20 protein-coding genes and 1 pseudogene are annotated in these 24,389 nt (G+C 67.5%); 6 read left to right on the forward strand and 15 right to left on the reverse strand.

Annotated elements, in window-relative coordinates:
* Positions 1–162: 162 nt before the first annotated feature.
* The 3 genes from ABC271_RS01140 to ABC271_RS01150 form a co-directional block, all read right to left on the reverse strand.
* Positions 163–2,085, reverse strand: coding sequence for a M1 family aminopeptidase (locus ABC271_RS01140; protein ID WP_412923086.1), 1,923 nt, complete (start codon positions 2,083–2,085; stop codon positions 163–165).
* A 147-nt stretch (positions 2,086–2,232) separates the two neighbouring features.
* Positions 2,233–3,660: a CCA tRNA nucleotidyltransferase gene (locus ABC271_RS01145; protein ID WP_412923087.1), complete on the reverse strand. Its 1,428-nt coding sequence runs from the start codon at positions 3,658–3,660 to the stop codon at positions 2,233–2,235.
* 179 nt (positions 3,661–3,839) lie between these two features.
* On the reverse strand, positions 3,840–5,354 hold the full coding sequence (locus ABC271_RS01150) for a DUF7059 domain-containing protein (protein ID WP_412923088.1): 1,515 nt from the start codon (positions 5,352–5,354) through the stop codon (positions 3,840–3,842).
* Between the two features lie 106 nt (positions 5,355–5,460).
* Between ABC271_RS01150 and ABC271_RS01155 the strand changes: the two genes are divergently transcribed.
* The 3 genes from ABC271_RS01155 (at position 5,461) to trxA (ending at position 9,102) form a co-directional block, all read left to right on the forward strand.
* Complete coding sequence (locus ABC271_RS01155; protein ID WP_412923089.1) at positions 5,461–7,596, forward strand: DUF6049 family protein; 2,136 nt, start codon at positions 5,461–5,463, stop codon at positions 7,594–7,596.
* 133 nt (positions 7,597–7,729) lie between these two features.
* A complete protein-coding gene (gene trxB, locus ABC271_RS01160; protein WP_412923090.1) occupies positions 7,730–8,716 on the forward strand; it encodes a thioredoxin-disulfide reductase in 987 nt (328 codons plus the stop codon).
* Between the two features lie 62 nt (positions 8,717–8,778).
* Positions 8,779–9,102: a thioredoxin gene (gene trxA / locus ABC271_RS01165; protein WP_412923091.1), complete on the forward strand. Its 324-nt coding sequence runs from the start codon at positions 8,779–8,781 to the stop codon at positions 9,100–9,102.
* Positions 9,103–9,260: 158 nt separating this feature from the next.
* On the opposite strand, the gene ABC271_RS01170 is transcribed toward trxA, so the two are convergent.
* From ABC271_RS01170 to ABC271_RS01195, 6 genes are all read right to left on the reverse strand, one after another.
* Positions 9,261–9,608: a tryptophan synthase subunit alpha gene (locus tag ABC271_RS01170; protein ID WP_412923092.1), complete on the reverse strand. Its 348-nt coding sequence runs from the start codon at positions 9,606–9,608 to the stop codon at positions 9,261–9,263.
* 84 nt (positions 9,609–9,692) lie between these two features.
* Positions 9,693–10,682, reverse strand: a complete 990-nt coding sequence (locus ABC271_RS01175; RefSeq protein ID WP_412923093.1) for a ParB/RepB/Spo0J family partition protein — start codon at positions 10,680–10,682, stop codon at positions 9,693–9,695.
* Positions 10,682–11,599, reverse strand: coding sequence for a ParA family protein (locus tag ABC271_RS01180; RefSeq protein WP_412923094.1), 918 nt, complete (start codon positions 11,597–11,599; stop codon positions 10,682–10,684). Before ABC271_RS01180 ends, ABC271_RS01175 begins: the two co-directional genes overlap by 1 nt.
* Positions 11,600–14,686: 3,087 nt before the next feature.
* Entirely contained in the window at positions 14,687–15,049 is a 363-nt protein-coding gene (locus tag ABC271_RS01185) for a hypothetical protein (protein ID WP_412923095.1), read from the reverse strand.
* 22 nt (positions 15,050–15,071) lie between these two features.
* Positions 15,072–16,505: an MFS transporter gene (locus ABC271_RS01190; protein ID WP_412923096.1), complete on the reverse strand. Its 1,434-nt coding sequence runs from the start codon at positions 16,503–16,505 to the stop codon at positions 15,072–15,074.
* Between the two features lie 90 nt (positions 16,506–16,595).
* Positions 16,596–17,108, reverse strand: coding sequence for a TetR/AcrR family transcriptional regulator (locus ABC271_RS01195; protein WP_412923097.1), 513 nt, complete (start codon positions 17,106–17,108; stop codon positions 16,596–16,598).
* 596 nt (positions 17,109–17,704) lie between these two features.
* Between ABC271_RS01195 and ABC271_RS01200 the strand changes: the two genes are divergently transcribed.
* Positions 17,705–18,085, forward strand: a complete 381-nt coding sequence (locus tag ABC271_RS01200) for a hypothetical protein (RefSeq protein WP_412923098.1) — start codon at positions 17,705–17,707, stop codon at positions 18,083–18,085.
* A gap of 22 nt (positions 18,086–18,107) precedes the next feature.
* Here ABC271_RS01200 and rsmG read toward each other — a convergent pair whose 3' ends face one another.
* From rsmG to rpmH, 6 genes are read right to left on the reverse strand one after another with little or no spacing between them, the layout of a single operon-like run.
* Positions 18,108–18,737 (reverse strand): 16S rRNA (guanine(527)-N(7))-methyltransferase RsmG, encoded by a 630-nt coding sequence (gene rsmG / locus ABC271_RS01205; protein ID WP_412926082.1) that lies wholly within the window; start codon positions 18,735–18,737, stop codon positions 18,108–18,110.
* A gap of 10 nt (positions 18,738–18,747) precedes the next feature.
* Positions 18,748–19,254: a Jag family protein gene (locus tag ABC271_RS01210; RefSeq protein ID WP_412923099.1), complete on the reverse strand. Its 507-nt coding sequence runs from the start codon at positions 19,252–19,254 to the stop codon at positions 18,748–18,750.
* Positions 19,255–19,267: 13 nt separating this feature from the next.
* Positions 19,268–20,341 carry a membrane protein insertase YidC gene (gene yidC, locus ABC271_RS01215; RefSeq protein WP_412923100.1) on the reverse strand — a complete coding sequence of 358 codons (1,074 nt, stop codon included), beginning with the start codon at positions 20,339–20,341 and terminating at the stop codon, positions 19,268–19,270.
* Between the two features lie 3 nt (positions 20,342–20,344).
* Positions 20,345–20,701: a membrane protein insertion efficiency factor YidD gene (yidD, locus tag ABC271_RS01220; RefSeq protein ID WP_412923101.1), complete on the reverse strand. Its 357-nt coding sequence runs from the start codon at positions 20,699–20,701 to the stop codon at positions 20,345–20,347.
* The gene (gene rnpA, locus ABC271_RS01225; protein WP_412923102.1) at positions 20,698–21,036 is read right to left on the reverse strand and encodes a ribonuclease P protein component; all 339 of its coding nucleotides are present in this window, start codon (positions 21,034–21,036) and stop codon (positions 20,698–20,700) included. Before rnpA ends, yidD begins: the two co-directional genes overlap by 4 nt.
* Positions 21,037–21,044: 8 nt before the next feature.
* On the reverse strand, positions 21,045–21,182 hold the full coding sequence (gene rpmH / locus ABC271_RS01230) for a 50S ribosomal protein L34 (protein ID WP_022879826.1): 138 nt from the start codon (positions 21,180–21,182) through the stop codon (positions 21,045–21,047).
* 420 nt (positions 21,183–21,602) lie between these two features.
* Between rpmH and dnaA the strand changes: the two genes are divergently transcribed.
* Together dnaA and dnaN are read left to right on the forward strand one after the other, a co-directional pair.
* Positions 21,603–22,904 (forward strand): chromosomal replication initiator protein DnaA, encoded by a 1,302-nt coding sequence (gene dnaA / locus ABC271_RS01235; protein WP_412926083.1) that lies wholly within the window; start codon positions 21,603–21,605, stop codon positions 22,902–22,904.
* A gap of 359 nt (positions 22,905–23,263) precedes the next feature.
* Positions 23,264–24,358, forward strand: a pseudogene (gene dnaN, locus ABC271_RS01240) (DNA polymerase III subunit beta); the annotation flags it as partial.
* Between the last annotated feature and the right edge of the window lie 31 nt (positions 24,359–24,389).

Below are 24,389 nucleotides of genomic sequence, written 5' to 3' on the forward strand. Positions count from 1 at the left end.
CATCGTGAGCATCGACCTCACGCACCTCGTGATCGCTGCGCTGGAACAGGCGCACGACGAGGAGGACTAGGCATCCGCACACTCGGGGCGTGATTCGGCGAATTGGGGCGCACGAATCACGCCCCGTTCGCGTTCCCCGCCCCGAGCCGGTCGGCACCCGAGTCAATTCGCGCGACGACGACGGCGCGCGATCACCAGCACAGCCGCACCGATCGCGAGCAGCATGCCTCCGGCGAAGAGCGCGCCGTACGCGGGTGTCGACCCCGTCGCGCTCAACGCGGTGCCCGGCGGTTGCGCCACCCCGGGGGTGCTCGCCGAGGGCGAGACCGTCGGCGACGGGGAAGCCGTCGGCGACGCGGTCGGAGTCGGCGATCCCGTCTGGGTCGGGGTCGGCCCGGGTACGACGGTCACGACGATGGATGCCGTGGTGAACGGCGCACCGAAGAAGTCGGTGCCCGACCCGGTCAGCGTCACGGTGCCCGGCGTCGACCAGTCGGCACCAGCGGAGTCCCAGGTGACCGGCACCGGCACACCCGACGCCGGCACACCCGACTCCGACGCGTAGACCGGGGTGACCTCCGCGGGGAGCTCCGGCGACGTACCCGCGGTCGTCTTCGCCGTGAGCGGCTCGAACGACTGGATGACCGCCGGCACGGCGGGCGGGGTGTCGCTCGAGATCCACTGCACCAGCGTGCGGCTGAGGTCGCGGCCCGACACCTCGTTCGCGAGGGTCAGGAAGTCCTGCGTGACGACCGATGATGTGGCGTGTTTGGCGGTCCAGGCACGGAGCACGGCGTCGAATCCGTCGGGTCCGATGGCGTTCATCAGGGCGCTGTAGACGTAGGAGCCGCGCGTGTAGCTCTGGCTACCGAAGACCTGGGCGGGGTCGGTCCAACCGACCGTGGGGACCTGCCAGATGTCGGGGTCGCCATCGGGCCCGATGGCTTCTGTGGCCAGCTCACGGGGATCGGTCTGGCTGTGCACCTCCCACGCGTAGTACGACTCGAAGAACGAGGCCCCTCCCTCGCTGAGCCAGATCTCCGACCACGTGCGCGGACTCACCGAGTTGCCGAGCCACATGTGCGTCAGCTCGTGAAGCAGCGTGGTGTCGTCGATCCACCCGTCGAAGAACGGCCGGTCCTGGGTTTCGAGGGCATACCCGACGTCTGCGTAGTCGTAGATGAGGCCGGTGCTCTCGCCGGGGTAGGGTCCTAGCTTCGTCTCGAGCCAGTTGAGCATCGAGGTGATCCGGCCGCGCATGTCCGCGACCAGGGCCTTGTCCTCGTCAGAAGCGTCGACCGTGACGAACGACAGCTCGGGCAGTACTCGTCCGCTCGCGAGCGTGATCGTCGATCCGAAGACGTCGTAAGGCCCGACCGCGAGCACGAGCATGGAGGTCGAAAGCGGCACGCCGACACTCCACGACCAGCGCGTGCGGTCGGCCCCCACACCCTCCCGACCGACGAGGTTGCCACTGCTCGCGACCGACAGGTCTCGCGCATTCGTCTGCGTCGGTGCGGTGACCTCGATGTCGTAGGTCGCCTTGTCGCTCGGAGTGTTGTTGCTCGGCAGCCACGTCATCGTGCCCACCGGCTGGCCGAGCGCGACCACGCCGCCAGTCGTCGGCATCCATCCCTCGAACGAGCCGTCCGGATCTTGGTGCGTCCCGGGAGCACCGTGGTAGCTCACCTCGACGGTGAAGTCGCCGCTGACGGGCGCCGCGGGCGCGACGACCAGCTTGTGCAGGGTCGCTGCGTCGTCGTCCTCACGGGTGAAGGCGGCCGCGGTTCCGTTGACGGACACGGCGTCGACGATGAGGCCCTCGAAGTCCAGGCGGATCGTGTCGAGCGTCACCGCCGCGGAGGCCGTGATCGTCGTGACGACGGAGACGTCGTCGCTCGCGCGGTAGTCCATTTGCACGTCGTAGTGCTCGACGTCATAGTCGGCGGTTCCCACCTGGGGGAAGACGTCAGCGGCCGGTGCAACGGTGTCGGCCAGGGCGACACCGGGAAGTCCGGCGGCCAGGAATCCTGCCGTCAGCACCGTGACGGCGAGCGCACTCAGGGCGCGGGGTGTGGGGGTCATGGGAGGACACTAGACACACAGCGTTTCCTCAGGATTTCCGCGGGGAGAAAGCTGACGCTCGCAGCCACGGCCAGATTTCGGCCCGCCGGACGGCGCACCGAGATGCCGCACGCCCGGCAGGAAGCCACGCCGGCGCCGCGTCGAAGCTCAGCCGCGCGCGGCCCACCACTCCCGAAGCCGCTTCTCGGCCTCGTCCTCGCCGAGCACGCCCTCGTCGAGTCGGAGGTCGAGCAGGAAGCGGTACGCCTCGCCCACTTCACGCCCCGGCTTCAGCCCGAGCACCTCTTGGATGCGGTTTCCGTCGAGCTCGGGGCGGATCGAGTCGATCTCCTCCTGCTCGCGCAGCGCGACGATGCGGGCCTCGATGTCGTCGTACGCGGATGCCAGGCGCTGGGCCTTCCGCTTGTTCCGCGTCGTCACATCAGCGCGCGTCAGGATGTGGAGGCGCTCGAGTTCGTCACCGGCGTCGCGGACGTAGCGGCGGACCGCGGCATCCGTCCACGCCCCCTCGGCGTAGCCGAAGAACCTCAGGTGCAGCTCCACGAGACGCGAGACGACGGTCGTCGTGGCGGCGTCGAACCGAAGGGCCTGCAGCCGCTTGCGGGCCATACGCGCGCCCTTGATGTCGTGATGGTGGAACGTCACGCCGCCACCGGGTTCGAGGCGACGCGTCGCGGGCTTGCCGATGTCGTGCAGAAGCGCGGCCAGACGCAGCGGCACATCGGGAGCAGAGCCGGGATGCCGCTGCTGCTCGAGCGCGATCGCCTGTCGCAGCACGGTGAGCGAGTGCTCGTACACGTCTTTGTGGTGGTGGTGCTCGTCGACCTCGAGCCGCAGCGCGGGGATCTCGGGCAGGAACTCTTCGATGAGCCCCGTCTCGACGAGCACCCGGATGCCACGCACCGGGTCGTCCGTCTGCAGCAGTCGCACGAGCTCGGCCTGCACGCGCTCGGGACTCACGATCTCGAGCGTGCCGCGGAGCTCGGCGATGGCATCCAGGGTGTCGGGGTCGACCGCGAACTCGAGCTGCGACGCGAACCGGGCAGCACGCAGCATGCGCAGCGGGTCGTCGCCGAAGCTGACCGCCGGGTCGATGGGAGTGCGGAGGCGCTGCGCGAGGAGATCTTCGACACCGCCGGTCGGGTCGACCAGCGTGCGCGCGGGCACCCGCAGCGCCATGGCGTTGACGGTGAAGTCGCGGCGGCTCAGGTCGGCCTCGAGCGTGTCGCCGAACTCGACCGTGGGCTTGCGGGTCACACCGTCATAGCTGTCGGCCCGGTACGTCGTGATCTCGACCTGCTCGCCGCGGACCTTGGCCCCGATCGTGCCGAAGGCGCGGCCGACGTCCCACTGCACCGACGACACCGGCTTCACCAGCGCAAGGATCTCGTCGGGGCGCGCGTCCGTCGTGAAGTCGAAATCGTGGGTCGTGCGGCCCAGCAGTGCGTCGCGCACGGGGCCCCCGACGATCGCCAGATCGCGCCCCGCCTCGGCGAAGACGCGAGCCAACGTCGCCACGACGGGATGCTCGGCGAGCTCGCCGAGGCGCGCGACACCGTCGGCCATGTTCAGCATGCCTTCGAGCCTAACCGGGGCCACCGACGCGCCGAAGTCCCGGCGCCGCCCTTCCGGCCCGCGCGAACCCCGGGGTCCTCTCCCCGGTTCCGCGAGACTTCATCGGGCCGACAAGTGGCCCGCGGTCTGCGTGAGGGTTGTCGGCGCGATGAAGTCTCGCGGAACAGGCCGCCCCACCCTCACGCGTCGGCGAACGTGAGGAACCCGGTGACGATGAGCTCGCGCACCCGCGGCAGGATGTCGGCGCGGAGCTCCTCGGCATCCACGTCCAAGAGCTGCGCGATCGCGTCGACGAGCGCGCCGACCGAGAGGTCGCCGTCGCAGGCTCCGACGAGCGCGGCGAGCGCCGAATCCACCTCGATCGTCCGGGCGAACCCGCCGCCCTGTCGCAGCTCGATGACCGACGGCGACTCCTCGCCCGGGCGGTGATGGCGGGCTTCGGTCACATCGGGGGAGACGCGCAGAGTCGCGGATGCCAGTCCCTCGTCGTCGAGCAGAGCCGCACGGTCGTGATTCTCGAGGCATGCCGCGAGGTGCGGCCCGAATGCCGTATCGCCGCCCCCGGCGACGCGCTCGTACCGGGCGAGGGTGGGTGCGCCCGCGAGCGGGCGGCGGAGCAGCACGTACCCGAACCCGACGCCCGTGACGCCGCGCCGCGCGAAGTCGTCGAGCCACGCGTCGATGAGCCGCGCGTAGTCGGGTGTCCCGGGCACGGTGCCGCCGTCGCGCACCCACAGCTCGGCGTAGGCGAGCGGGTCGAGCACCTCCCGCTCGACGACCCACGCGTCCAGGGAGGGATCCACCCACGCGCGGAGGCGATCGAGCCCCGACTCGCCGTCGCGGTACTCCCAGTTGCCCAGCGACTGCGCGACGCCACCGGGTTCGAGGTGCGCACCCACGCCCGCGATGACGGAGGCGACCAGCGCGTCGCCCTCGAGCCCGCCGTCCCGGTACTCGTACGCCGGAACCCCGGCGACGCGCGGCGTGATCACGAACGGCGGATTGGATGCCACCCGGTCGAACGTCTCGCCCTCGACGGGCTCGAACAGCGAACCGAGCCGCGTCTCGATGCCGTCGACATCGTTCAGGAGAGCGTTCAGGCGGGTGAAGCGCAACGCGCGTTCGGAGATGTCGGTCGCGATCACGCGCGAAACCAGTCGCCGCAGGCGCAATGCCTGGATGCCGCATCCCGTGCCGAGGTCGAGCGCCGAGCCTCCGCGCCACGTGAGCTGCAGCTTCGCCAGTGTCTGCGAGGCGCCGCCCACCCCGAGGACGTGGTCCTCGGGCAGCGAACCCCCGAGCGCGGCCTCGTCGAGATCACTCGCGATCCACCACTCGACGTCGCCCTCGGCGTCGGCGAACGGTTGCGGTCGGATGAGGGCCGCCGGCACGACCCGGTCGCCGTCGAGTGCGACGAGGCCGAGGCGGACAGCACCGGCGAGGCCGAGGCGCGGCAGGGCCGCCTCGGCATCTACCCTCGAGACCTCCGCACCCAGACCCCACAGGCGACCGAGCACCGCGAGAGCGTCGCGACGGTCGCCGAGGGCACGTTCGGCCGGTCCGCGCAGGCCACGGGCCACGGCGTCGTCGGCCTGGGCGCCCCACGCGCCACGGAGGGAGGCCCCCGAGAATTCCGCGGAACGGAGGTCGTCGGCGAGCGCCCGGCAGAGGGTGGGATCGGGTTCGGGGAGCACCGGTCCATTCAACCGTCTGCGCGAGGCTATCGGGGGGCTCCGAGGTACGCGGGCCTAGACTCGTCGCGGTGCGAGGCCCCCTCGCCCGACCAACGATCGTATGACCGTGACCTCCCTGCCTTCGGGCTCTCCCGCACCGCGGCGCTCTCTCACGCGCCGGTTGCTGGCGACCCTCGCGGTCGCAGCGATCGCGGTCGGGTTGGCCGTCCCCGCTGCGGCGACGGCCGCGACTCCGTCTCCCACCGCCTCCGCGAGCACGGCGCCACCGGTTCTTTCCGCGGCTCCGGCCGGCAACGGCATCCTGCGCCCGGGCGAGACCCTGGCCGTGCTGAGCACGTTGGCGAACCCCGGCGACGCGACCATCTCCTCGAGTGCGGCGACCCTGTCGATCGGCACGGCACCCCTCGCCGATGACGCGGCCCTGACGCGGTGGCTGAGCGGTGACACGTCGGGCGTCGCGGTTCAGCAGATCGCGACGGGAACCCTGGATGCCACCAGCGCGGCGGCGCAGAACACGGTGTCGTTCACGGTGCCGGGCACGGATCCCTCGCTCGCCGGGCGCGCTGCCGGCGTCTATCCCCTGCTCGTGCAGACCACCGGGGGGACCTCGCTGCAGGCGCCGACCGTGGTCGTCATCCCGGCCGACGGTGCGACCACCCCGCTGGCCGTCGTCGTGCCGATCACGGCGGCTCCCCGCACGAGCGGGCTCCTGACGGCGAGCGAACTGGCCGACCTCACGGCGGTCGACGGCCCGCTGTCGGCGCAGCTCGACGCGGTCGATGGGACACTCGCCACCCTCGCCGTCGATCCGGCGATTCCTGCGGCGATCCGGGTGCTCGGGTCGGCGGCCCCTCCCACGGCGGTCGCGTGGCTCCAACGTCTTCTTTCTCTTCCCAACGACCGCTTCGCCCTGCAGTTCGGCGACGCCGACCTCTCCGCGCAGATTCGCGCGGGCCTGGCGACGCCCCTCGCGCCGACGTCGCTGCGGTCCTACATGACCGCGGCCGACTTCACGCAACCCGTCGCGTCCGTGACGACACCGAGTCCCACCGAGTCGGCCGCGCCAGGGCAGCCGTCGTTTCCCGACCTCGCGGCCCTGCTCGACATCGGCTCCACCGACCAGAACGTGTTCTGGCCCGCGACGGCGTCGGTCGACGCCGGAGTCATCAACGCGCTCGGCGCTCTCGGAACGGAGTCCGCGGCCGCTCGTATGCTCGTCGCCTCCCGCAATCTCGCCGAAACTCCGACCACCGCGAGCGCAACGATCGGCGGAGTCTCGACCCTCGTCTACGACGCCGAAGTGTCGAGCGCGCTGACCACCGCCGCGGCCGAGAACGACACGGCGCGTCGCGGTGCGGCTCTGGCGGCCGCGTCGGGTCACCTCGCCTTCGCGCGCACGGGTACCGGCGACAGACCGGTCCTCGCCGTCCTCGACCGTGGAACCGATCGCTCGCGCGTGAGCTTGCGCGCAACGCTGGGCGCCCTGGCATCCGCGCCCGGCTACACCACCTCGACGCTCGCGGCGATCGAAGCCGCACCGGCGACGGAAGTCACCCTCGCTGACGCCGCGCCCGACGCCGTGCGGGCCGCCGATGTCTCGGCGCTCACCGCGGACGAGGGCACGATCGACCGCTTCGCGACGATCCTCGACGAACCCGAGCTCCTCACGGGGCGCGAACGCGCCGAAGTGCTGCAGGTTCTGAATGTCGCTTGGACCGGGGATGCCGCCCGCAAAGCCGTCGCCGACCACCGCGCCGCAACGCAGACCACCCTCGACTCGGTCGGCATCCTGTCCTCCGACTTCCGTCTCGTCAGCTCCAGTGCCCCCCTCCGTCCGTGGGTGCGCAACGACCTCCCGTGGCCCATCACGGTGGTGCTGCGGGCTCAGCCCGACGATGTGCGGCTGCGTGTGCAGGCGAGCACCCCGATCGACGCTCAGGCCGCCGCCAACACCCGCGTCGAGGTACCCGTCGAGGCCCGTATCGCCAACGGCGAGGTCGACGTCGCGATGCAGCTGTACAGCCCGACGGGCGAGCCGGTCGGTGCACGCCAGAGCGTGCAGGTCGAGGTGCGCGCCGAGTGGGAGAGCATCGGCCTCATCGTCATCATCGCGCTCGTGGTGATCTTCCTCGGCATCGGTGTCCTGCGGACCATCACCGGGCGGCGACGGGCACGGGCCGCTGAGACGGCAGCGGGTGAGGATGCCACCGAGAGCGGCGGGGAGCAGAAGACGGACGCGTGAGCCGAAGCGGATCGCGTCGCCTCCCCGCACTCTGAATCGGGGTTCGTCCCCCGGCGCCAGCCCCCGACCGGCGGAATACTGCGGGGCTACCATGGGTTTCATCCGACGGAATCAACGAAGGGAACGCGCTACCGTGCGTCACGTCATCATCATCGGATCGGGCCCGGCCGGCTACACGGCCGCGATCTACGCCGCCCGAGCCAACCTCGAACCCCTCGTCGTCGCGAGTTCCGTCGAGGCGGGTGGAGACCTCATGACCACCACCGACGTCGAGAACTTCCCCGGCTTCCCCGATGGCATCCTCGGGCCCGACCTCATGGCGAAGATGCAGGCCCAGGCCGAGCGTTTCGGCGCCGAGGTCCTGTACGACGACGTCGTCTCCCTCGAGCTCGACGGCCCGGTCAAGAAGGTCACGCTCGGCAGCGGCAAGGTCCACGAGGCCGCGTCGATCATTTACGCCACCGGATCCGCTTACCGCAAGCTCGGCCTCGAGGGTGAAGAGCGCCTCTCCGGGCGCGGCGTCTCGTGGTGCGCCACGTGTGACGGGTTCTTCTTCCGCGAGCGCACGATCGCTGTCGTCGGCGGCGGTGACTCGGCGATGGAGGAGGCGAACTTCCTCACGAAGTTCGCGTCGAAGGTCTACATCATCCACCGCAAGGACACGCTCCGCGCTTCGAAGATCATGCAGGAGCGCGCCTTCGCCAACCCGAAGATCGAGTTCGTGTGGAACAGCGAGGTCGCCGAGATCCTCGGTGACGACGCCGTGAACGGTCTGCGTCTGCGCTCCACCGTCGACGGGAGCGAGCAGGACTTCGCCATCGACGGCCTGTTCGTCGCGATCGGCAACGACCCGCGCACGCACCTCGTGCACGACAAGCTCCGTCTCACCGACCAGGGCACGATCTGGGTCGAGGGTCGCTCCTCGCACACGTCGGTCGAGGGTGTCTTCGCCGCCGGTGACGTCATCGATCCGACCTACCGTCAGGCCATCACGGCCGCCGGCAGCGGCACGGTGGCCGCGCTCGACGTGGAGCACTTCCTCGCCGCGCGCGGTGAGGCGGGCGAGCCCGCCGTCGCCGAGAGCCCCCTCGACGGCCTCCCCGACCCCGCTGTCGTCTGAGGAATAAATCTGCGCTCACCGGGGTTTCAGCCGGTAACGCTTCCATCTAAGGAGAAATGCACATGACCGCCAAGGCGACGACCAGCGCGACCTTCGAGCAGGACGTCCTGCAGGCCGAGGGCCCCGTTCTCGTGGACTTCTGGGCCGAGTGGTGCGGACCGTGTCGTATGGTCAGCCCCGTTCTCGACGAGATCCAGTCCGAGAACGCCGACAAGATCACCATCGTGAAGCTCAACGTCGATGAGAACCCCGACCTCGCGATGAAGTACCAGATCACCTCCATCCCCGCGATGAAGGTCTTCGAGGGTGGCGAGGTCAAGACCACCATCATCGGCGCCAAGCCCAAGTTCGCCCTCGAGAAGGACCTCCAGGCGTACATCGGCTGATCCCCCTCGCAGCGAAAGCCCCGACATCCTCGCGATGTCGGGGCCTTTTCGTGCCCGGATGCCATCTGCCCGCCGTCGTGTCCTGACCGCGGAACAAGCGGCGTGGCGGCATCTTGGGGTCGGTTTCCCGCCTCGCCGGCGCTGGTCCGTAGTGCGGGCTACGACGCGTCGAGACGCACGGATGCGTCCCAGCGCCGGTGTGGCTCTTCATCGCCGAGAATGCGCCACACCGCGCGCGTCAGCGGAGGGTACTCGAGGGCGATTTGTCGCAGAACGCGGTAATTGCGGGATCGGTTCGGACGCATCCCACCGTTCTCCGCGATGTTCTCGGCGCGCAGCGTGAGCACGACCAGCTCGTCGACGCTGGGAAGGTCTTCCATGAACTCCCACGGATCTTCACCGCCGCGGAGACGCTCGTGGATGAGGACGGCGAGCTCATCCGAGGCTTCGGCCCGCAGCAGCTCGAGGCTGGCGCGGCGGCGAGGGCTGTGGTCGTTCGCGGTCACCATTCCAGACTACGTCGGACGCCGGACATCCGGCTCGGGAGACCGTCGGTCACAGCGTATGCCGAGCGAGGAATAGGCCGAAGCTCAGCCGGTGTACCCTTCTTCGCCCAGAACGGAGAGGATACGGTTGAGATCTTGGATGGTCGCGAAATCGATGCTGATCTGGCCTTTTCTCGCGGTGAGCGACACCTTGACCTTGGTGTCGAACTTGTCGCCGAGCCGCTCCGCGATAGTGTCCAGACCGGAACGGCGGGACCCTGCCTTCGGCTTCTGGCGAACAGGTGCCACACCCGGCATCTTCGCGGCAGCTTCCGCCGCGCGCACCGACAGGTCTTCATTCACGATCTTGTCCGCGAGCTTCTGCATCTCCCGCGCGTCGTCGAGCGACAGGATGGCGCGGGCGTGGCCGGCGCTGAGCACTCCGGCGGCGACACGCTGCTGCACCGGCACCGGCAACTTCAGAAGGCGGATCGTGTTGCTGATCTGCGGACGTGACCGCCCGATCCTCGTCGCGAGCTCCTCCTGAGTGATGCCGAAGTCTTCGAGGAGCTGCTGATACGCGGAGGCTTCTTCGAGCGGGTTGAGCTGCGATCGGTGCAGGTTCTCGAGCAGCGCGTCGCGGAGGAGGTACTCATCCTCGGTCTCCCGCACGACAGCCGGGATCGATGTCAGACCCGCCTCGCGGGATGCGCGCGTTCGACGTTCACCCATGATGAGCTCATAGGTCCCGTCGCCCTTGTCGCGTACGACGACAGGCTGCAAGACGCCGAACTCACGTACGGAGTGGACGAGCTCGGCGAGGTCTTCGGGGTCGAAGTGCGTTCGGGGCTGCCGCGGGTTGGGAACGATCGTCGTCGGATCGATGTGGACGAGTCGTGCTCCCGGCACGGTCACGAGTTCGGCGTCCGCGGCACCGCTTGCCTGGCCGGTCGTCGACGTTGCGTCGGAGGCTTCCTTGGCTGTCTCGGATGCCGATGCCCCGGGGAAGAACACGTCGACCGGGCGCGCCTCCGACGACTCCGCCGTGGGGATGAGGGCACCGATACCGCGGCCCAGTCCGGTTCTCTTGGCCATCAGTCTTCCTTCGTGGTGGTGTCGCGCGCGACGATCTCGACCGCTGCTTCGCGGTAGGCGATCGCGCCCGCTGAGTGGCCATCGTACGCGATGACGGTCTGGCCGAAGCTCGGCGCCTCCGACACACGAACGGACCGGGGAATGACGGTATCGAGCACCTCGTTCGCGAAGTGCTCGCGTACTTCGTCGGCAACCTGCTGAGCGAGACGGGTTCGACCGTCGTACATCGTGAGCAGAATCGTCGACACGTGCAGCGCAGGGTTCAGGTGTTTCTGGATCATCTGCACGCTGCCGAGCAGCTGGCTCAGTCCCTCCAGCGCGTAGTACTCGCACTGGATCGGGATGAGCACCTCATCCGCCGCCGTGAAGGCGTTGATGGTGAGCAGGCCCAGCGAGGGTGGGCAGTCGATGATGACGAAGTCGAGGTGGTTGTCTTCGATGGCGAGGTAGTCGCGGAGCGCACCACGCAGGCGATGCTCGCGAGCAACCTGGGACACGAGCTCGATCTCGGCGCCGGCGAGATGAATAGTGCTGGGCGCGCACAGCAGGTTGGGGGACTCTGGACTGGTCTGGACGATGTCAGCGAGGGGGAACTCGTCGATCAGAACGTCGTAGATGCTCGCCGTATCCGCGTTGTGCGGCACACCGAGTGCGGTCGACGCGTTTCCCTGAGGGTCGAGATCGATCACGAGCACTCGCGCTCCGAGCGACGCCAGAGCGGCGGAGATGTTCACTGCGGTGGTCGTCTTGCCGACGCCACCCTTCTGGTTGGACACCGTGAAGACTCGAGTGCGCCCGGACAGCTTCACCTCGGCTGCCTCCAGCGCCCGGCGCCGGGCCGAGAGATCGGCGATTTCACGCGCAATGGGGGAGTCCTCGAAGGAGGTGGAGCCTGACGACTCACCGGACTGTTTCACGTGAAACGCGCTCCTTCGTCTCGGGGACAACGTCCCAAGTCTACCGGCGTAGCGCGCCGCGCATGGGTCGTATGCATCTTGATCGGGCGCGCTCGGGGACGACTGGTAGGGCCCGCTTGCCCTGACGCGCCCGCAAGCGCACGCGCACCGAGCGCACGCGGACGTGGCCACGCCCGTTCACGATGCCGTCCCGCTCGCCGCACCCATCCCGAGAGCGCTGGACCTACTCGGCCACATGGTGCACCCAAGCGGCAATGTGTGCGGCGATGACGCCGTCCGCATGGTGTGTACCGAGGCTGAGCCCGCTGCAAGAGCGTGCACGGGGGCGTTCTTGAGGATGTTTCACGTGAAACGTCTCTCTTCAAACGTCCCGCCACCATGTCAGGTTCCTGTCCCAGTCGCCTCCGGTGCCAACCCGTTGGTCGCCGACGACACCGCGATCGCCTTGCATCGGTTCACCCCACCCATGGCGCGCTGGACCTGCAGTGTGGTCTCCGGTGGATGAGCGCGGCCCGCGCGCAGCCCGCCGCACACTTCGTGCCGCTGGCGAAGCCGTAGGCACGGACGAGCGTCCGTCAGTGTGTCGGTCAGGCCGTACATCCGGCGCCATTCCCCGGTCCGATATGTCAGCAGTGCTAGTGCGCTCAACCGACGAGTCCGGGAGGATGACCGTCCGCCCCACCGCATCGGGGGAGTGCGTCCGCTCGGTTCGCCGTTGGCGCGCGGGCACGCTTCCGACCGGACTCACTCCTGATTGCGCCTCTCTGCTCGGTCACTCCTCGGCGTTCCTCACTCACGCGCCGCGCACAGCGCAGACCGCCACTGTGGTGCGGTGCCTGCCCCTGACCCTTCGCTCCTCGGTGCGCCCAGCTCTGGCAGTCGCGGTCGCTCCCCGACACCTGCGCCAGCCTCTCGGCACCGACACCCGCCTCGCGACGCTGGCGCCCGCCCGCCGACACCCGACCCCGCCCCCGCGACTCCCACGCGCAGCCCTTTATCCCACTCACCCCCGGCACTCGCGCCCGCCCCCCCGGGCCGTCCCGGCCGCAGTCGATTGACTCCCGGTCCCTCCGGAACTGTCGCGCACTTCCCCACACTCCCGCACCGCAGCCCCCTACCTCCCGCTGACCTGCGGGCACCACCGCACGACTCCGTGCACTGTCGTCCATCTGCCCACACTCTCGCGCCGCAGCCCCATGCGTCCCGCTGACCTCCGGGCACCGCCGCGCGCGTCCCTGCACTGTCGCCCACCTGCCGGCACTCCCGCGCCGCAGCGCCATGCGTCCCGCTCATCCCGTCGCGCACCGCACCCATCGAGCGACCCTGTCGGTTCTGAAGACTTCACACCGTGGCGCTCACACCGCTGCGCTGCGGACACCAGGATCCGTATGGTCGCGCGTGCGCGCGATCACCGTCCACGCTCGCCAATGCGGCGAGGCCGATGGTGCTCCGCAGTGAACTCACTGAGCTCGGTCCGCTCGCCAGCGCCGAGGAGGTTCGCGGCACCCTTACCAAACCGCCGGGGTGTAGCGACGAACGGCTCCGGCTCCCGAGAGACCTGTCGTCGACCGTCGGGCGCCTGCGACTGTTCCCCGCCTGGGGGAGCGCCCAGGTGCCGTCGCCCCACACAGCGCGGTGTCGATGCGGAGGTCTCCGCCGACTGCGGTCAGAGGGATCGTTCCTTGCCTGGGCCCGGCTTGGCGGGAATGGTTCGAGCCCGACTGCCGTCGCCTGGCCCAGCCAGATATCTCGCACCATCCACAGCCCCGCGCCAGTGTTCCCTCCCGCGTGCCGGATCGCCCTGCGACTACCGACATCGCTGGCACCAGCTAATCCATGACGGTGTCCCGCACACACGCGCCGGACAGCGATCTCTGCTGCGGTCAGTTTTGAAGACGATCTCCGCTGGTCGAACCGGCTAACCTCAGAGCTGCGCGGGCCGGGCTCGCATGATTGACCCGCGCCAGACACGACGTCGACGATAGACGGAGCGCCGACTCAGTAGGACCGCCGAACGCAAGCGACGATGTTTCACGTGAAACAGTCCGAACGAAGCACTCCAACAGACTCCCACCGCGCGCCCTGGTTCGCTCCGGGAGCCACCTCCCGACATGCATGACGTGACCGGACGTCGATCGAGGAGCGGATATGACTGCGATGCACGTCGCCGCCCTCTCCTTTGCCGGCCCCTCCTACTCCCTGTGAGCACGTCCCTGGGCGAGACATGCGTCGTGCGAATTCACTCTGCGCGGTCGATTGAACTCGACATGCGCTCTGATCCCACCGCGGCGCCGCGCACGGGTCGATACCGGCGCTGCATCTACCCGTTGCCCAACGAGGTGAACGCACCCGGGATCGTGCACCGTGAACGACACCCGGCACTGCCACGCAAGGCTCGCAGAGCTCGTGCCTTCGCGAACCGCGGGGCGTGGCCAGACCACTGTGGTCTCGACACGACGCGACACAGGTTGTGCGCATGCCCATCGACAGATCTCGAGACAGCGAGAGAGAGAGATCCGTCAGCTCGAGGGAATGCCTCAATCCCGCGGACCACATTGGGGGCGTGGCGTTACCCCACCCGTCGCGTCCTGACCGGTGATGCACGAACCGCTGCCACCGGAGGAGAGCCACCAGGCCGACCGGCCGCACTTTGAGGACATCGCCCGTCCAACGCTGTGCATCGCAGATGATCTGGGTGAGAGGTCCACCCCGCGCGCAGGGTCGTTCCCATGCTGTGGTGTTCGTTTCACGTGAAACACTCGCTCGCCCATGACAAGTTGCGAGAGTCAGCTGCCATGCAATCAAGGAAGGCCATGGCTGGAAGGGGTGGCCGCGAAGGCCCATCCTCGGCATCCGTAGACACCAGCGGCTCAGCTGCCTATCGACGCTCGAACCCCCGCCAGTCCCAGGTACTCACTGCCATGTGACTTCGCGAGCGCGAATTGCACTGTTTCACGTGGAACATTGAGACCCGCCAACCGACCAACTTCGTGACCTCGCTCTCGTGAGCAGGGCCCGCGAACCCGGAGGGGCCACGACCGGAGGTGGAATCTGCACCCGGCCGTGGCGCACTCCGGCCTCCATCGCCTATCGCTTGGCACTGGCGAGGATTCTTGCGATCAGCGCCACTGCCGCGGCGACGATGATCGACGCGAGCGCGGGATCCATGTCCACACTGAGACTCTGGGCCCGTTCGGGTCGCAGGATCCACAACACGAGCGGCGCGACGTAGGAGATGGCCACGGCCATCACCCACCAACGGAGCGCCCGACTGCGAGTGTCCCGCATCACGGTCACCACCGCCACCACCATGGGAACGGCGGCCAACAGCGCGAACTGGCCCAGGATGAGGATCGGAATCGACCACGCCGAGATGACGATCGCCGGGTGAGCCCCCCGCACTCGAGGCCGAGGACGAGGGGGAGTGGGGGAGGAGCTGAGTTTATCCATGATGCGACTGGTCCTTCGCTGGTCAGCGGCCAGTGCGCGAGAACATGGCCGCGATCATACCGACGAGAGCGAGTCCCGCCGCGCCGAGGAAGACCCAAGAGAACCCGGACGTCAATGCATCAGCCGAGACCACACCCTCGGCCAGCAAGGCGCCGGTGCGGGCAGTCGCCACTGACGCCAGGATGGCAAGGCCCAGAGCTCCACCGATCTGTTGACTCGTATTGACGAGCCCGCCCGCAAGACCGGCCTCTCCGCCTTCGACACCGTCCACCGCGAGCTGGGTCGCCGTCACGAACGCGCCGCCGAGACCGACACCGATGAGGATGCTCGGACCCAAGATGTGGAGGACGAAAACCGCGTCACTCGGCGAGCTCGCCAGCCACACCAGGCCGCCCGCGAGGATCAGTAAGGAACCCGTCAGCGTTCGCTTCAGGCCGACGGAACCGACGATGCCGGGCGCAAGACCGGCCACGATGACGAGAGCGCCGGCGAGGGGCAGCTGAGTGAGACCGGCCGTCAGGGCGTCGTAGTGGAGGACCGCCTGCATGTAGACGGAGAGCGCGAAGAACAGCGCCACCATCGCGCCACCGACAAGGAGCATCGTGAGGTTTCCCGACGTCAGGTTTCGGTTCCGAAAGACGGTCAGGGGAACCAGGGGATCGGCAACTCGGCGCTCGATGAGGACGAAGGCCACCGCGAACAGCAGGGCCACAACGGCGAGCCCGATCGTCACGGGATGCCCGAAGCCCAGCTGTTCAACGGCACTCAGCGCACCGACAGATGAGAACAACGCGCCAGTGATCGTCGTCGCGCCGGGATAGTCGAGGCGAGTGGACGCGCCGGTTTGATCCCGACTCACGAGTCTCGGGACGAGGACGATGACGAGAACTCCTACCGGGATGTTCACGAAGAACACGGCCTGCCATCCGAGCGCCGCGGTGAGGACACCGCCGAGAAGCACACCAGCTGCGGACCCCACTCCGGCGACGGCACCCCAGATTCCGAGAGCCTTGGTTCTATCTGCCGCGCCGGGAAAGAGCTGTGTCACCAAGGCAAGCGCTGCGGGCGCCAGAAGCGCCGCCGACCCGCCCTGCAGTGCCCGCGCACCGAGCAGCATCGGGCTGCTGAAAGAGAAACCCGCCAGCGCGGACGCACCGACGAAGCCGAGGATTCCGAGCAGGAACACCCGGCGATGTCCGTACCGATCAGCCAGCCTGCCCCCGAGGAGAAGAAGGCCGCCGAAGGGGAGGACGTAGGCCGTAATGACCCAGGCCAGCGCCACGGTGTCCATCCGAAGGTGCTCCCCGATGGCGGGAAGGGCGATGTTGACGATAGACGCATCCAACACCACCAGGAACTGCGCCAAAGCCAGCACACTCAGTGCCAACCATCGGTGCGTGCTTCGCGGGACCGTCTGGTGCTGGGGACCAGTTTCGAGAGCTTCTCGAGTGCTCATTTCCATCTCCATTCGTTGATGACGTTAGGGAGTGACTACTCACTCACTCTTAAGGGCAAAAGAAGGGAACATCGCCGAACGCGCGAGCTGCTAAGAACGGTGACGAATCCCGTGCGACAGAATCGTGGCCCAGGTCTCGGGGATACTCTCGATGCCGGCAGTCACGATCAAGTGGCACAGCTGGCCGTAGGCAATGAAGCGCTGGACGGAATCGTCGCTGCCACCCGAACGCGTCTTCACGAAGGTCGTGACCTTCGCCAATCCCGCTCGGAGCGCGTCACCGATCTCAGCAATCTCCGCAACCGACTGCGCGTGGACCTGCAACATGAGGAGGGCTCGGTCAGCGATCAGATCCGCGTACGCGCCCCCCATCGCGAACAGCACGGAATCAGCATCCTGCGCCTCGGCTGCATCCGCGCCCTTCTCGAGTGCATCGACGACCTGATCGAAGCAACTCTGCAGAGCTGCCACGAACAGACGCTCTTTGCTCGGATACAGCTTGAAGACGTACGCCGGGGAGATCTTCGCTTCACGTGCGACGTCGGCGATGGTCGTGGCGTGAAAGCCGCCGCGAGCGAACTCGCGAACCGCGACACCGGCCACGAGTGGCCTCCGCGCATCCGCGGTCGAAAGAACAGAAGAACGAGTAGGCACGGGAGTGACTGTACACTCACTCACCGCCGTGGACAAGGATCAGAGCTGCGAGCTCACGGCCGACAACCACTGCCCGCACGACGCACTCAGGATGATCCACCGCCGACCCTCCCGAAATTCGACGCCGTTCGAGACACTGGAGCATGGCTTCCGCATCGGGCGCTCCGCTCTCCCTCCCCCCGAGGAGATCCCCGGATATCGACGACGACTTCCGGACGGGTGTACTCGGGGGCACCTGGGTGCCGCATTACCTGCCGCACTGGACGACGCCGGAGCGCTCGCGGGCGCGCACCTCCTTCAGTGAGCGCGGGCTCGAACTCCGGATCGACGCGGATCAGCCCGAATGGCGCCCCGAAGACGCGCCCTTACGGGTATCGAACGTGCAGACCGGGACGTTCTCCGGTCCGCAGGGGTCGACTCGGGGCACTCATCGGCACCGATCTGATGGATTGGTTGTCCGCACGGCTGTGCCCACCCGCCTACCGTTCGCGCCTGAAAGCGGTCGCGTGGACGTGACGCTTCACGCCAGTACAGACCCCGACTGCATGACCGCCATCTGGCTCGTGGGGACCGAGCATCGTGATCCCCGTGACTCGGGCGAGATTTGCGTCGTTGAGATCGACGCACACGCGGTCGGAGCACAGACCACGGTGAGGTGCGGTATCAAAGCCCACGACGACGATCGACTGGCCACCGAGATGGTCACGACATCCATTCCTCATGACGCGAGCGGTGCCCTCACATGGACGGTCATCTGGGCGGAGGGGAGGACAGTGATCGGATGCGAAGGAGCTACCGTGCACATCATCGATCAGGCTCCGACGTACCCTCTGATCCTGATGATCGACATTTTCGAGTCGAGGGCCGGTCACGGGGTGTACCCGAAGTCTGCCGCGGTTCAGCGAGTGAGAGCCTGGTCGAGTTGACGCCCGCAACGAGCTCGCGAGGTCAGCGAGTGACGGTCGCCGTCAAGACGCGTGTGGGCTCGTCGACGACACCCTCACCGACGACGTGGATCTCAACGCCGGTCACGCCGAACCGACGGATCTGCTTCTCCGCGGCATCCACCTCTGCCGCGACGTTCGCGCCCTTCAGATAAGCCAGTCTGCCCCCGACGCGTGCCAGCGGCGCCGTCCAGGGGATCAGCGTGCGCAGCGCACTCACCGCGCGGGCGGTCACCACGTCGAACACCCGCCCCTTGGCCCACTCCTCCGCACGCAGGCGCTCGACGGTGACATTCTGCAGGCCGAGCGCCTCGACCTGTTCGGACAACCAGATCGTCCGCCGCTCCATCGGCTCGATGAGGGTGAACTCGACGTCAGGGCGGGCGATCGCGAGGACGAGGCCGGGGAGTCCCGCACCTGAGCCCACGTCGGCGACTCTCCCCGTGAAGAAGGGCGCCGCCACCGCGCTGTTGAGAATGTGGCGTGACCATAGCCGAGGGACCTCGAGGGGGCCGATCAGCCCGCGCTCTTCACCGTGCGCCGCCAACGCCGCGGTGAAGCGGCGCGCCAGATCGATCCGATCACCGAACACCGTGACCGCGGCATCCGGTTCTTCTTCGAGTTCGTGCTCCACGTCGTCCGGATCAGCCGCGACGCAGAACGGTGTGCCGATCGGCTCCTTCACCGAAGGACTCGGATGCGTACCCGCGGTCCGCCGCAATGTCGTGCACGAGCTTGCGCTCGTAGCTCGACATCGCGGGGAGCGACGCCTGCGAAGCACCCTCTTCGAGACGCTGGATCGCACGATCGACGAGGTTCTCGAGCTGACGCTGCCGGGCGTCGCGCGACCCGCCGATGTCGAGGATGAGACGTGAGAAGCGGCCGGTTGCGTTCTGCACCGCGAGTCGTGTCAGCTCCTGGAGCGCCTGAACCGTGTCGGGGTGAGACAGCGTCGACAGGGTCGAGGCGTCATCGGATTCCACCGACACATACGCTCGACCGGCACGCACATCGAGGGCGAGGTCGCCGTCAATGTCAGCGATGTCGAGCAGGCCCTCCAGGAAGTCGGCGGCTACGTCGCCTTCCTGTTCGAGCTGCTCTTCCGTGGCGACCGTGTGGTCAGGGGCGATCTGTTCGGACGTCGTCATCATGGTCTCCGGGTGCTCAGGAGGGGGTGTCGGTGCCGGGCTTCGCCGTCGTCCGCGGTGCGGTTCCCGGCGCCTTGGTGGACTGCTGCTGCTTCTTGGCACGCTGCTTGCCCACCGGCTGTTGGCGCTTGGGCTGCGCAGCACGGGCACGCTCTGCCTCTTCGAAGAGTCGCTGCTGCTCGGCCTCGTACTTCTCGATCGGAACGACCTTGCCGCTCGAATCGATCGCCTTGCCCTTGCGTGCCAGCCGCTCTTCGCGAGCCTTCGCGGCATCCGATCCGGGGGTGGGCATCTCACGGATGACGACGAACTGCTGGACCATCGTCCACAGGTTGCTGACGAACCAGTAGATGACGACGCCGAGCGGGAAGAAGACACCCGAGAAGATGAAGGCCAGCGGCAGGATGTACAGCATGATCTTCTGCATCTGGTACGCCTGACCGGTCTTGGCCTCGGGCGACAGGTTCTTCGAGATGATCTGCAGCTGCGTGAAGAACTGCGAAGCGATCATCAGGACCACGAGGGTCAGGAGGATCGCGACCGTGAACTGACCGTCGGGCTGACCCCACGCGGTGACGAGGTTCACGTGCATGGATGCCACGTCGAACAGGCGCGCATCGTAGAACTCGGTCGTCAGTTCGGGCGTGAGGAGTCCCACACCGCCCTGGCCGGCGGCGGCGTGCTTGGACACGTCGTTCAGCACGCTGAAGAGAGCGAAGAAGATCGGCATCTGCACCAGTAGCGGAAGGCAGCTGGAGACGGGCGTCGTGCCGTGCTTCTTGTACAGCGCCATGGTCTCGCGGCTCATGGCCTCGCGGGAGAGCTGATCGCGCTTGCCCTTGTACTTCTCCTGCACCTTGCGGAGCTCGGGGGCGATCTCCATCATCTTGCGCTGGCTCTTGATCTGCCGAACGAAGAGGGGGATCAGAGCGGCGCGAACGATGAGCACGAGGCCGATGATCGACAGCACCCAGGTGAGACCTGCCGCCGGCGCCAGACCAATGGCCGTGAACAGCGTGTGCCAACCGACCAGGACGAGTTCGACGAGCCACTTCAAGGGCCAGAGGACGATTCCAATGAGATCCGGCACGGATCAGTCCTTTCGGGAGGGCACGACGAAGCCGTGCGGAGTGAGTTCGTGACGGAAGGCGCGGTGAGGACGGACGTCGTCGATGCCTCCCTGAGCCCAGGGGTGGCAGCGGGCGAGGCGGGCCGCAGTCAGAGCGGCTCCTTTGACGAGTCCGTGCTGCTGCACGGCGCCCACCGAATAGGCGGAGCAGGACGGGTAGTACTTGCACACGTCGCCGTAGACGTGCGAAATCGTCGCGCGATACGCGTGCAGAAGAGCGAGACCGGCGTTACGGGGGAGAAGCGGAATGGATGCCGCAACCGAGGACCACTCGAGGTGACCGACACCGGTGGACGAAGTGGGGAGCGTCGACGTACTCATAATGCGGCCTTGCGCTGGAGGCATCGAACGACGTCGGCGCGGAGATCGGCGTAATCGATGGAGGCTGCCGACGGGAGCGCTCGGATGACGACGGAGGCGCCCCCGCGAACGAACGGGAGCGCCTCGGCGCATACCGCCTTCAGACGGCGGCGAACGGTGTTGCGTGTGACGGCGGAGCCGACCTGGCGACTCACGATGAAGCCGAACCGCGCGGGACCCTCGTCCGGCACAGTGCCGACGTAGGTCACCGTGTGCGTTCCGGCACAACGAGAGCCCCGACGGACGGTGGCTTTGTAATCCGATCCGCGGGTGAGTCGGTTCGGCTTCGCGAGCACTAGGTGGGTCAGGCCGAGAGCTCGGTGCGGCCCTTGGCGCGGCGCGCCGAAAGGATCGCGCGGCCGGCGCGGGTACGCATGCGGGCGCGGAAGCCGTGCTTCTTGGCGCGGCGGCGGTTGTTGGGCTGGAAGGTGCGCTTGCTCATGGGGTCACTCCGGAGGTGATGTCACCCGATGCTCTTCTGCCGGGGGACGTGGTCGGGACTGCCGTGTAGGCATAAGTCAACCGACTAAGGCTACGTCGCGCGGGACGTTAACTCAAACCGAGGAGCCCGACCGCTCATTATCCCCAAGCGTCGTCCACACCCGTGGCAAAGACACGCGACCGCGTTCTACAGTTGATTTTGCTCCGTGCGGACCGCGAACTAGCGTGGCCCCGGAAGTTATCCACAGGTTCGGCGCGCTGCACGTCGACAGTATCGCGCCGAGGTCCCGGAGGGGATATGTCACTGCACCAAGTACCGGATGTTCCCGTCTGGTCCGCCGTGCTCGACCACCTCCTCACCGACGACCGGGTCACCCCCCAGCTTCACGGATTCCTCAACCTGGCCGTCCCGCAGGGAGTCATGGGGGGAACGCTCTACCTCGACGTGCCCAACGACCTGACCGCCGCCCAGATGAACAAGCGCATGCGGGCGCCCATCCTGGAGGCCCTCACACAGGTACAGGGAGTCGATCCCGAGGTCAGCAACTTCCGCGTCGTCGTCAACCCCGACCTGATCGAGTCGCACCGATCGGCACCGCCCGCCGAGGACCGACCCACGTCGTCGCAGACCACGAGCACCCACTCGCCGATGTCGGAACAGGCCCCTGACCCGATCGTCCCGGCATCCCGCAACGACACTCGCCTGAACCCGAAGTACACCTTCGACAACTTCGTCATCGGCCAGTCCAACCGCTTCGCGCACGCGGCGGCGGTCGCCGTCGCCGAAGCGCCCGCGAAGGCATACAACCCGCTCTTCATCTACGGAGACTCGGGACTCGGCAAGACCCACCTCCTCCACGCGATCGGCGACTACGCCGCGAGCATGTACGCCGGCATCCGTGTCCGATACGTCTCGAGCGAAGAGTTCACGAACGACTTCATCAACTCGATCGCGAACAACCGCGGCTCCGCATTCCAGGCGCGCTACCGCGACGTCGACATCCTCCTCATCGACGACATCCAGTTCCTGCAGGGGCGCGCCGAGACGCAAGAGGCCTTCTTCCACACGTTCAACACGCTGCACGACCACGACAAGCAGGTCGTGATCACCAGCGACCTGCCGCCGAAGCAGCTCACCGGCTTCGAGGACCGCATGCGAAGCCGCTTCGAGTGGGGTCTGATCACGGACGTGCAGGCGCCCGACCTCGAGACGCGTATTGCGATCCTCCGCAAGAAGGCGCAGAGCGAACGGCTTCTCATCCCCGACGACGTGCTCGAGTACATCGCGACGGTCGTCTCGTCGAACATCCGCGAACTGGAGGGTGCGCTGATCCGCGTCTCCGCGTTCGCGAGTCTGAACCGCTCGACCCTCGACATGTCGTTGGCCCAGACCGTTCTGCGCGACATCATCGATCAAGACGACGCGAACGTCGTGTCGCCGACCGACATCATCACGGCGACGGCTCAGTACTTCAAACTCTCGGTCGATGATCTCTACGGGTCGAGCCGATCACAGGCCGTGGCGACGGCGCGTCAGATCGCCATGTATCTCTGCCGCGAACGGACGAGTCTGTCGTTGCCGAAGATCGGACAGCTGTTCGGCAACCGCGATCACACGACCGTCATGTACGCCTACAAGAAGATCAGCGACCTGATGAAGGAACGCCGGTCGATCTACAACCAGGTCTCGGAGATCACCACCCAGCTCGGCCGCATGCGCTGAGTGCCCACCTGAGGCCAGGGGTTCGTCCGCGTCTGCGGGCGGACCCTTCGCTGTTTTCGGGCCCCGACGGGGCACGAGACGTCTCTCACGGAGATGTCTTCACCCGGTTCTACACAGTGTGGAAAACCTGTGGATAACTCGGAATCTCTGCGGAGGACATGTGAACGACACGCGTACGCCTGTGGAGGGAGCGAAGAACCCACGACCACGCACTCCTGTTAACTGCCCACCCTCTCCGCAATCCGTCCACAGATCACACGCGTGTAGTTCCCTTCTGTTAACACGCATCCCTCGAGTTATCCACAGTCTCCACAGCTGTTAAGAAGATGAAGACCCATTAATGAGTTAACAGAGATCCGATGACCTTGGGGGAGCGATCGCGGGTCGACGTGTGGTCACGCAGCCGGGCACTAGCATGGGAAAGCCATACCGCCGTCAAGGGAGCGCCCGTGAAGTTTCACGTCAATCGCGATGTCTTCAGCGAAGCCGTTTCGTTCGTGGTCAAGCTCCTGCCGCAGCGCAACCCCCAGCCGATCCTTGCTGGAGTCCTGATCGAGGCCGGCGAGCAAGGGCTGACCCTCGGCGCATTCGACTACGAGGCGTCGGCACGGACGACCATCGAAGCCACCGTCGATGAGCCGGGCACGATCCTGGTCCACGGCCGTCTGCTGTCGGATATCGCCAGCCGCCTCCCGAACGCCCCCATCCAGATCACGGTCGACGACGATGGCGGCATCCTCCTGACGTGCGGCTCCGCCCGATTCACGCTGGCATCCATGCCGGTGCAGGAGTACCCGGCCATCCCGGAGGTCACCGGCGAGTCGGGACTCGTCCCGGCCGACGACTTCGCGACCGCGATCGCCCAGGTCGCCTTCGCCGCGTCGCGCGACGACGTCACCCCTGTCCTCACCGGCGTGCAGCTCGAGGTCACCGGCACGCAGCTGAGCCTCGTCGCCACCGACCGCTACCGCGTCGCGCTGCGCGAGATCCCCTGGGACGGCGGCGCTGCGGCATCCGACGAGCCCACGGCTGCTCTCGTGCCGGCTCGCACCCTGCAGGAGGTCGGCAAGACCTTCGCGCACGGCGGAGACATTTCGATCGCGTTCTCCGGCTCGGGCGACCGCGAGATCATCGCGTTCTCCTCGGGCAACAAGACCGTGACCTCGCTGCTCATCAAGGGCAACTTCCCGCCCGTGCGCCGGCTCTTCCCCGCTCAGACCGAGCACCACAGCGTCGTCAACACGGCCGAGCTCGCCGAGGCCGTCCGTCGCGTCGCGCTGGTGCTCGACCGCTCCGCGCCGCTGCGGTTCACGTTCGGGCCGGACGGGGTGTCGATGGATGCCTCGGGCACCGAGCAGGCGCGCGCGACCGAGTCCGTCGACGCGACGCTCGTCGGCGACGAGGTGACCCTCGGTCTGAACCCGCAGTACCTGCTCGAATCCCTCGGCGCGGTCCGCAGCGAGTTCACGCGGATCACGTTCACCT

Origin of the sequence: Microbacterium canaveralium (genome assembly GCF_047238045.1) — a bacterium.
Taxonomy (GTDB): domain Bacteria; phylum Actinomycetota; class Actinomycetes; order Actinomycetales; family Microbacteriaceae; genus Microbacterium.

What these genes read in the sequence shown, in the direction of transcription:
- rpmH (WP_022879826.1), bottom strand. Translation starts at nt 21,182, where the DNA reads ATGAGCAAGCGCACCTTCCAGCCCAACAACCGCCGCCGCGCCAAGAAG.
- trxA (WP_412923091.1), top strand. Translation starts at nt 8,779, where the DNA reads ATGACCGCCAAGGCGACGACCAGCGCGACCTTCGAGCAGGACGTCCTG.
- ABC271_RS01190 (WP_412923096.1), bottom strand. Translation starts at nt 16,505, where the DNA reads ATGAGCACTCGAGAAGCTCTCGAAACTGGTCCCCAGCACCAGACGGTC.
- yidD (WP_412923101.1), bottom strand. Translation starts at nt 20,701, where the DNA reads ATGAGTACGTCGACGCTCCCCACTTCGTCCACCGGTGTCGGTCACCTC.
- ABC271_RS01175 (WP_412923093.1), bottom strand. Translation starts at nt 10,682, where the DNA reads ATGGCCAAGAGAACCGGACTGGGCCGCGGTATCGGTGCCCTCATCCCC.
- ABC271_RS01145 (WP_412923087.1), bottom strand. Translation starts at nt 3,660, where the DNA reads ATGCTGAACATGGCCGACGGTGTCGCGCGCCTCGGCGAGCTCGCCGAG.
- ABC271_RS01185 (WP_412923095.1), bottom strand. Translation starts at nt 15,049, where the DNA reads ATGGATAAACTCAGCTCCTCCCCCACTCCCCCTCGTCCTCGGCCTCGA.
- ABC271_RS01210 (WP_412923099.1), bottom strand. Translation starts at nt 19,254, where the DNA reads ATGATGACGACGTCCGAACAGATCGCCCCTGACCACACGGTCGCCACG.
- ABC271_RS01200 (WP_412923098.1), top strand. Translation starts at nt 17,705, where the DNA reads ATGACCGCCATCTGGCTCGTGGGGACCGAGCATCGTGATCCCCGTGAC.
- dnaA (WP_412926083.1), top strand. Translation starts at nt 21,603, where the DNA reads ATGGGGGGAACGCTCTACCTCGACGTGCCCAACGACCTGACCGCCGCC.
- ABC271_RS01140 (WP_412923086.1), bottom strand. Translation starts at nt 2,085, where the DNA reads ATGACCCCCACACCCCGCGCCCTGAGTGCGCTCGCCGTCACGGTGCTG.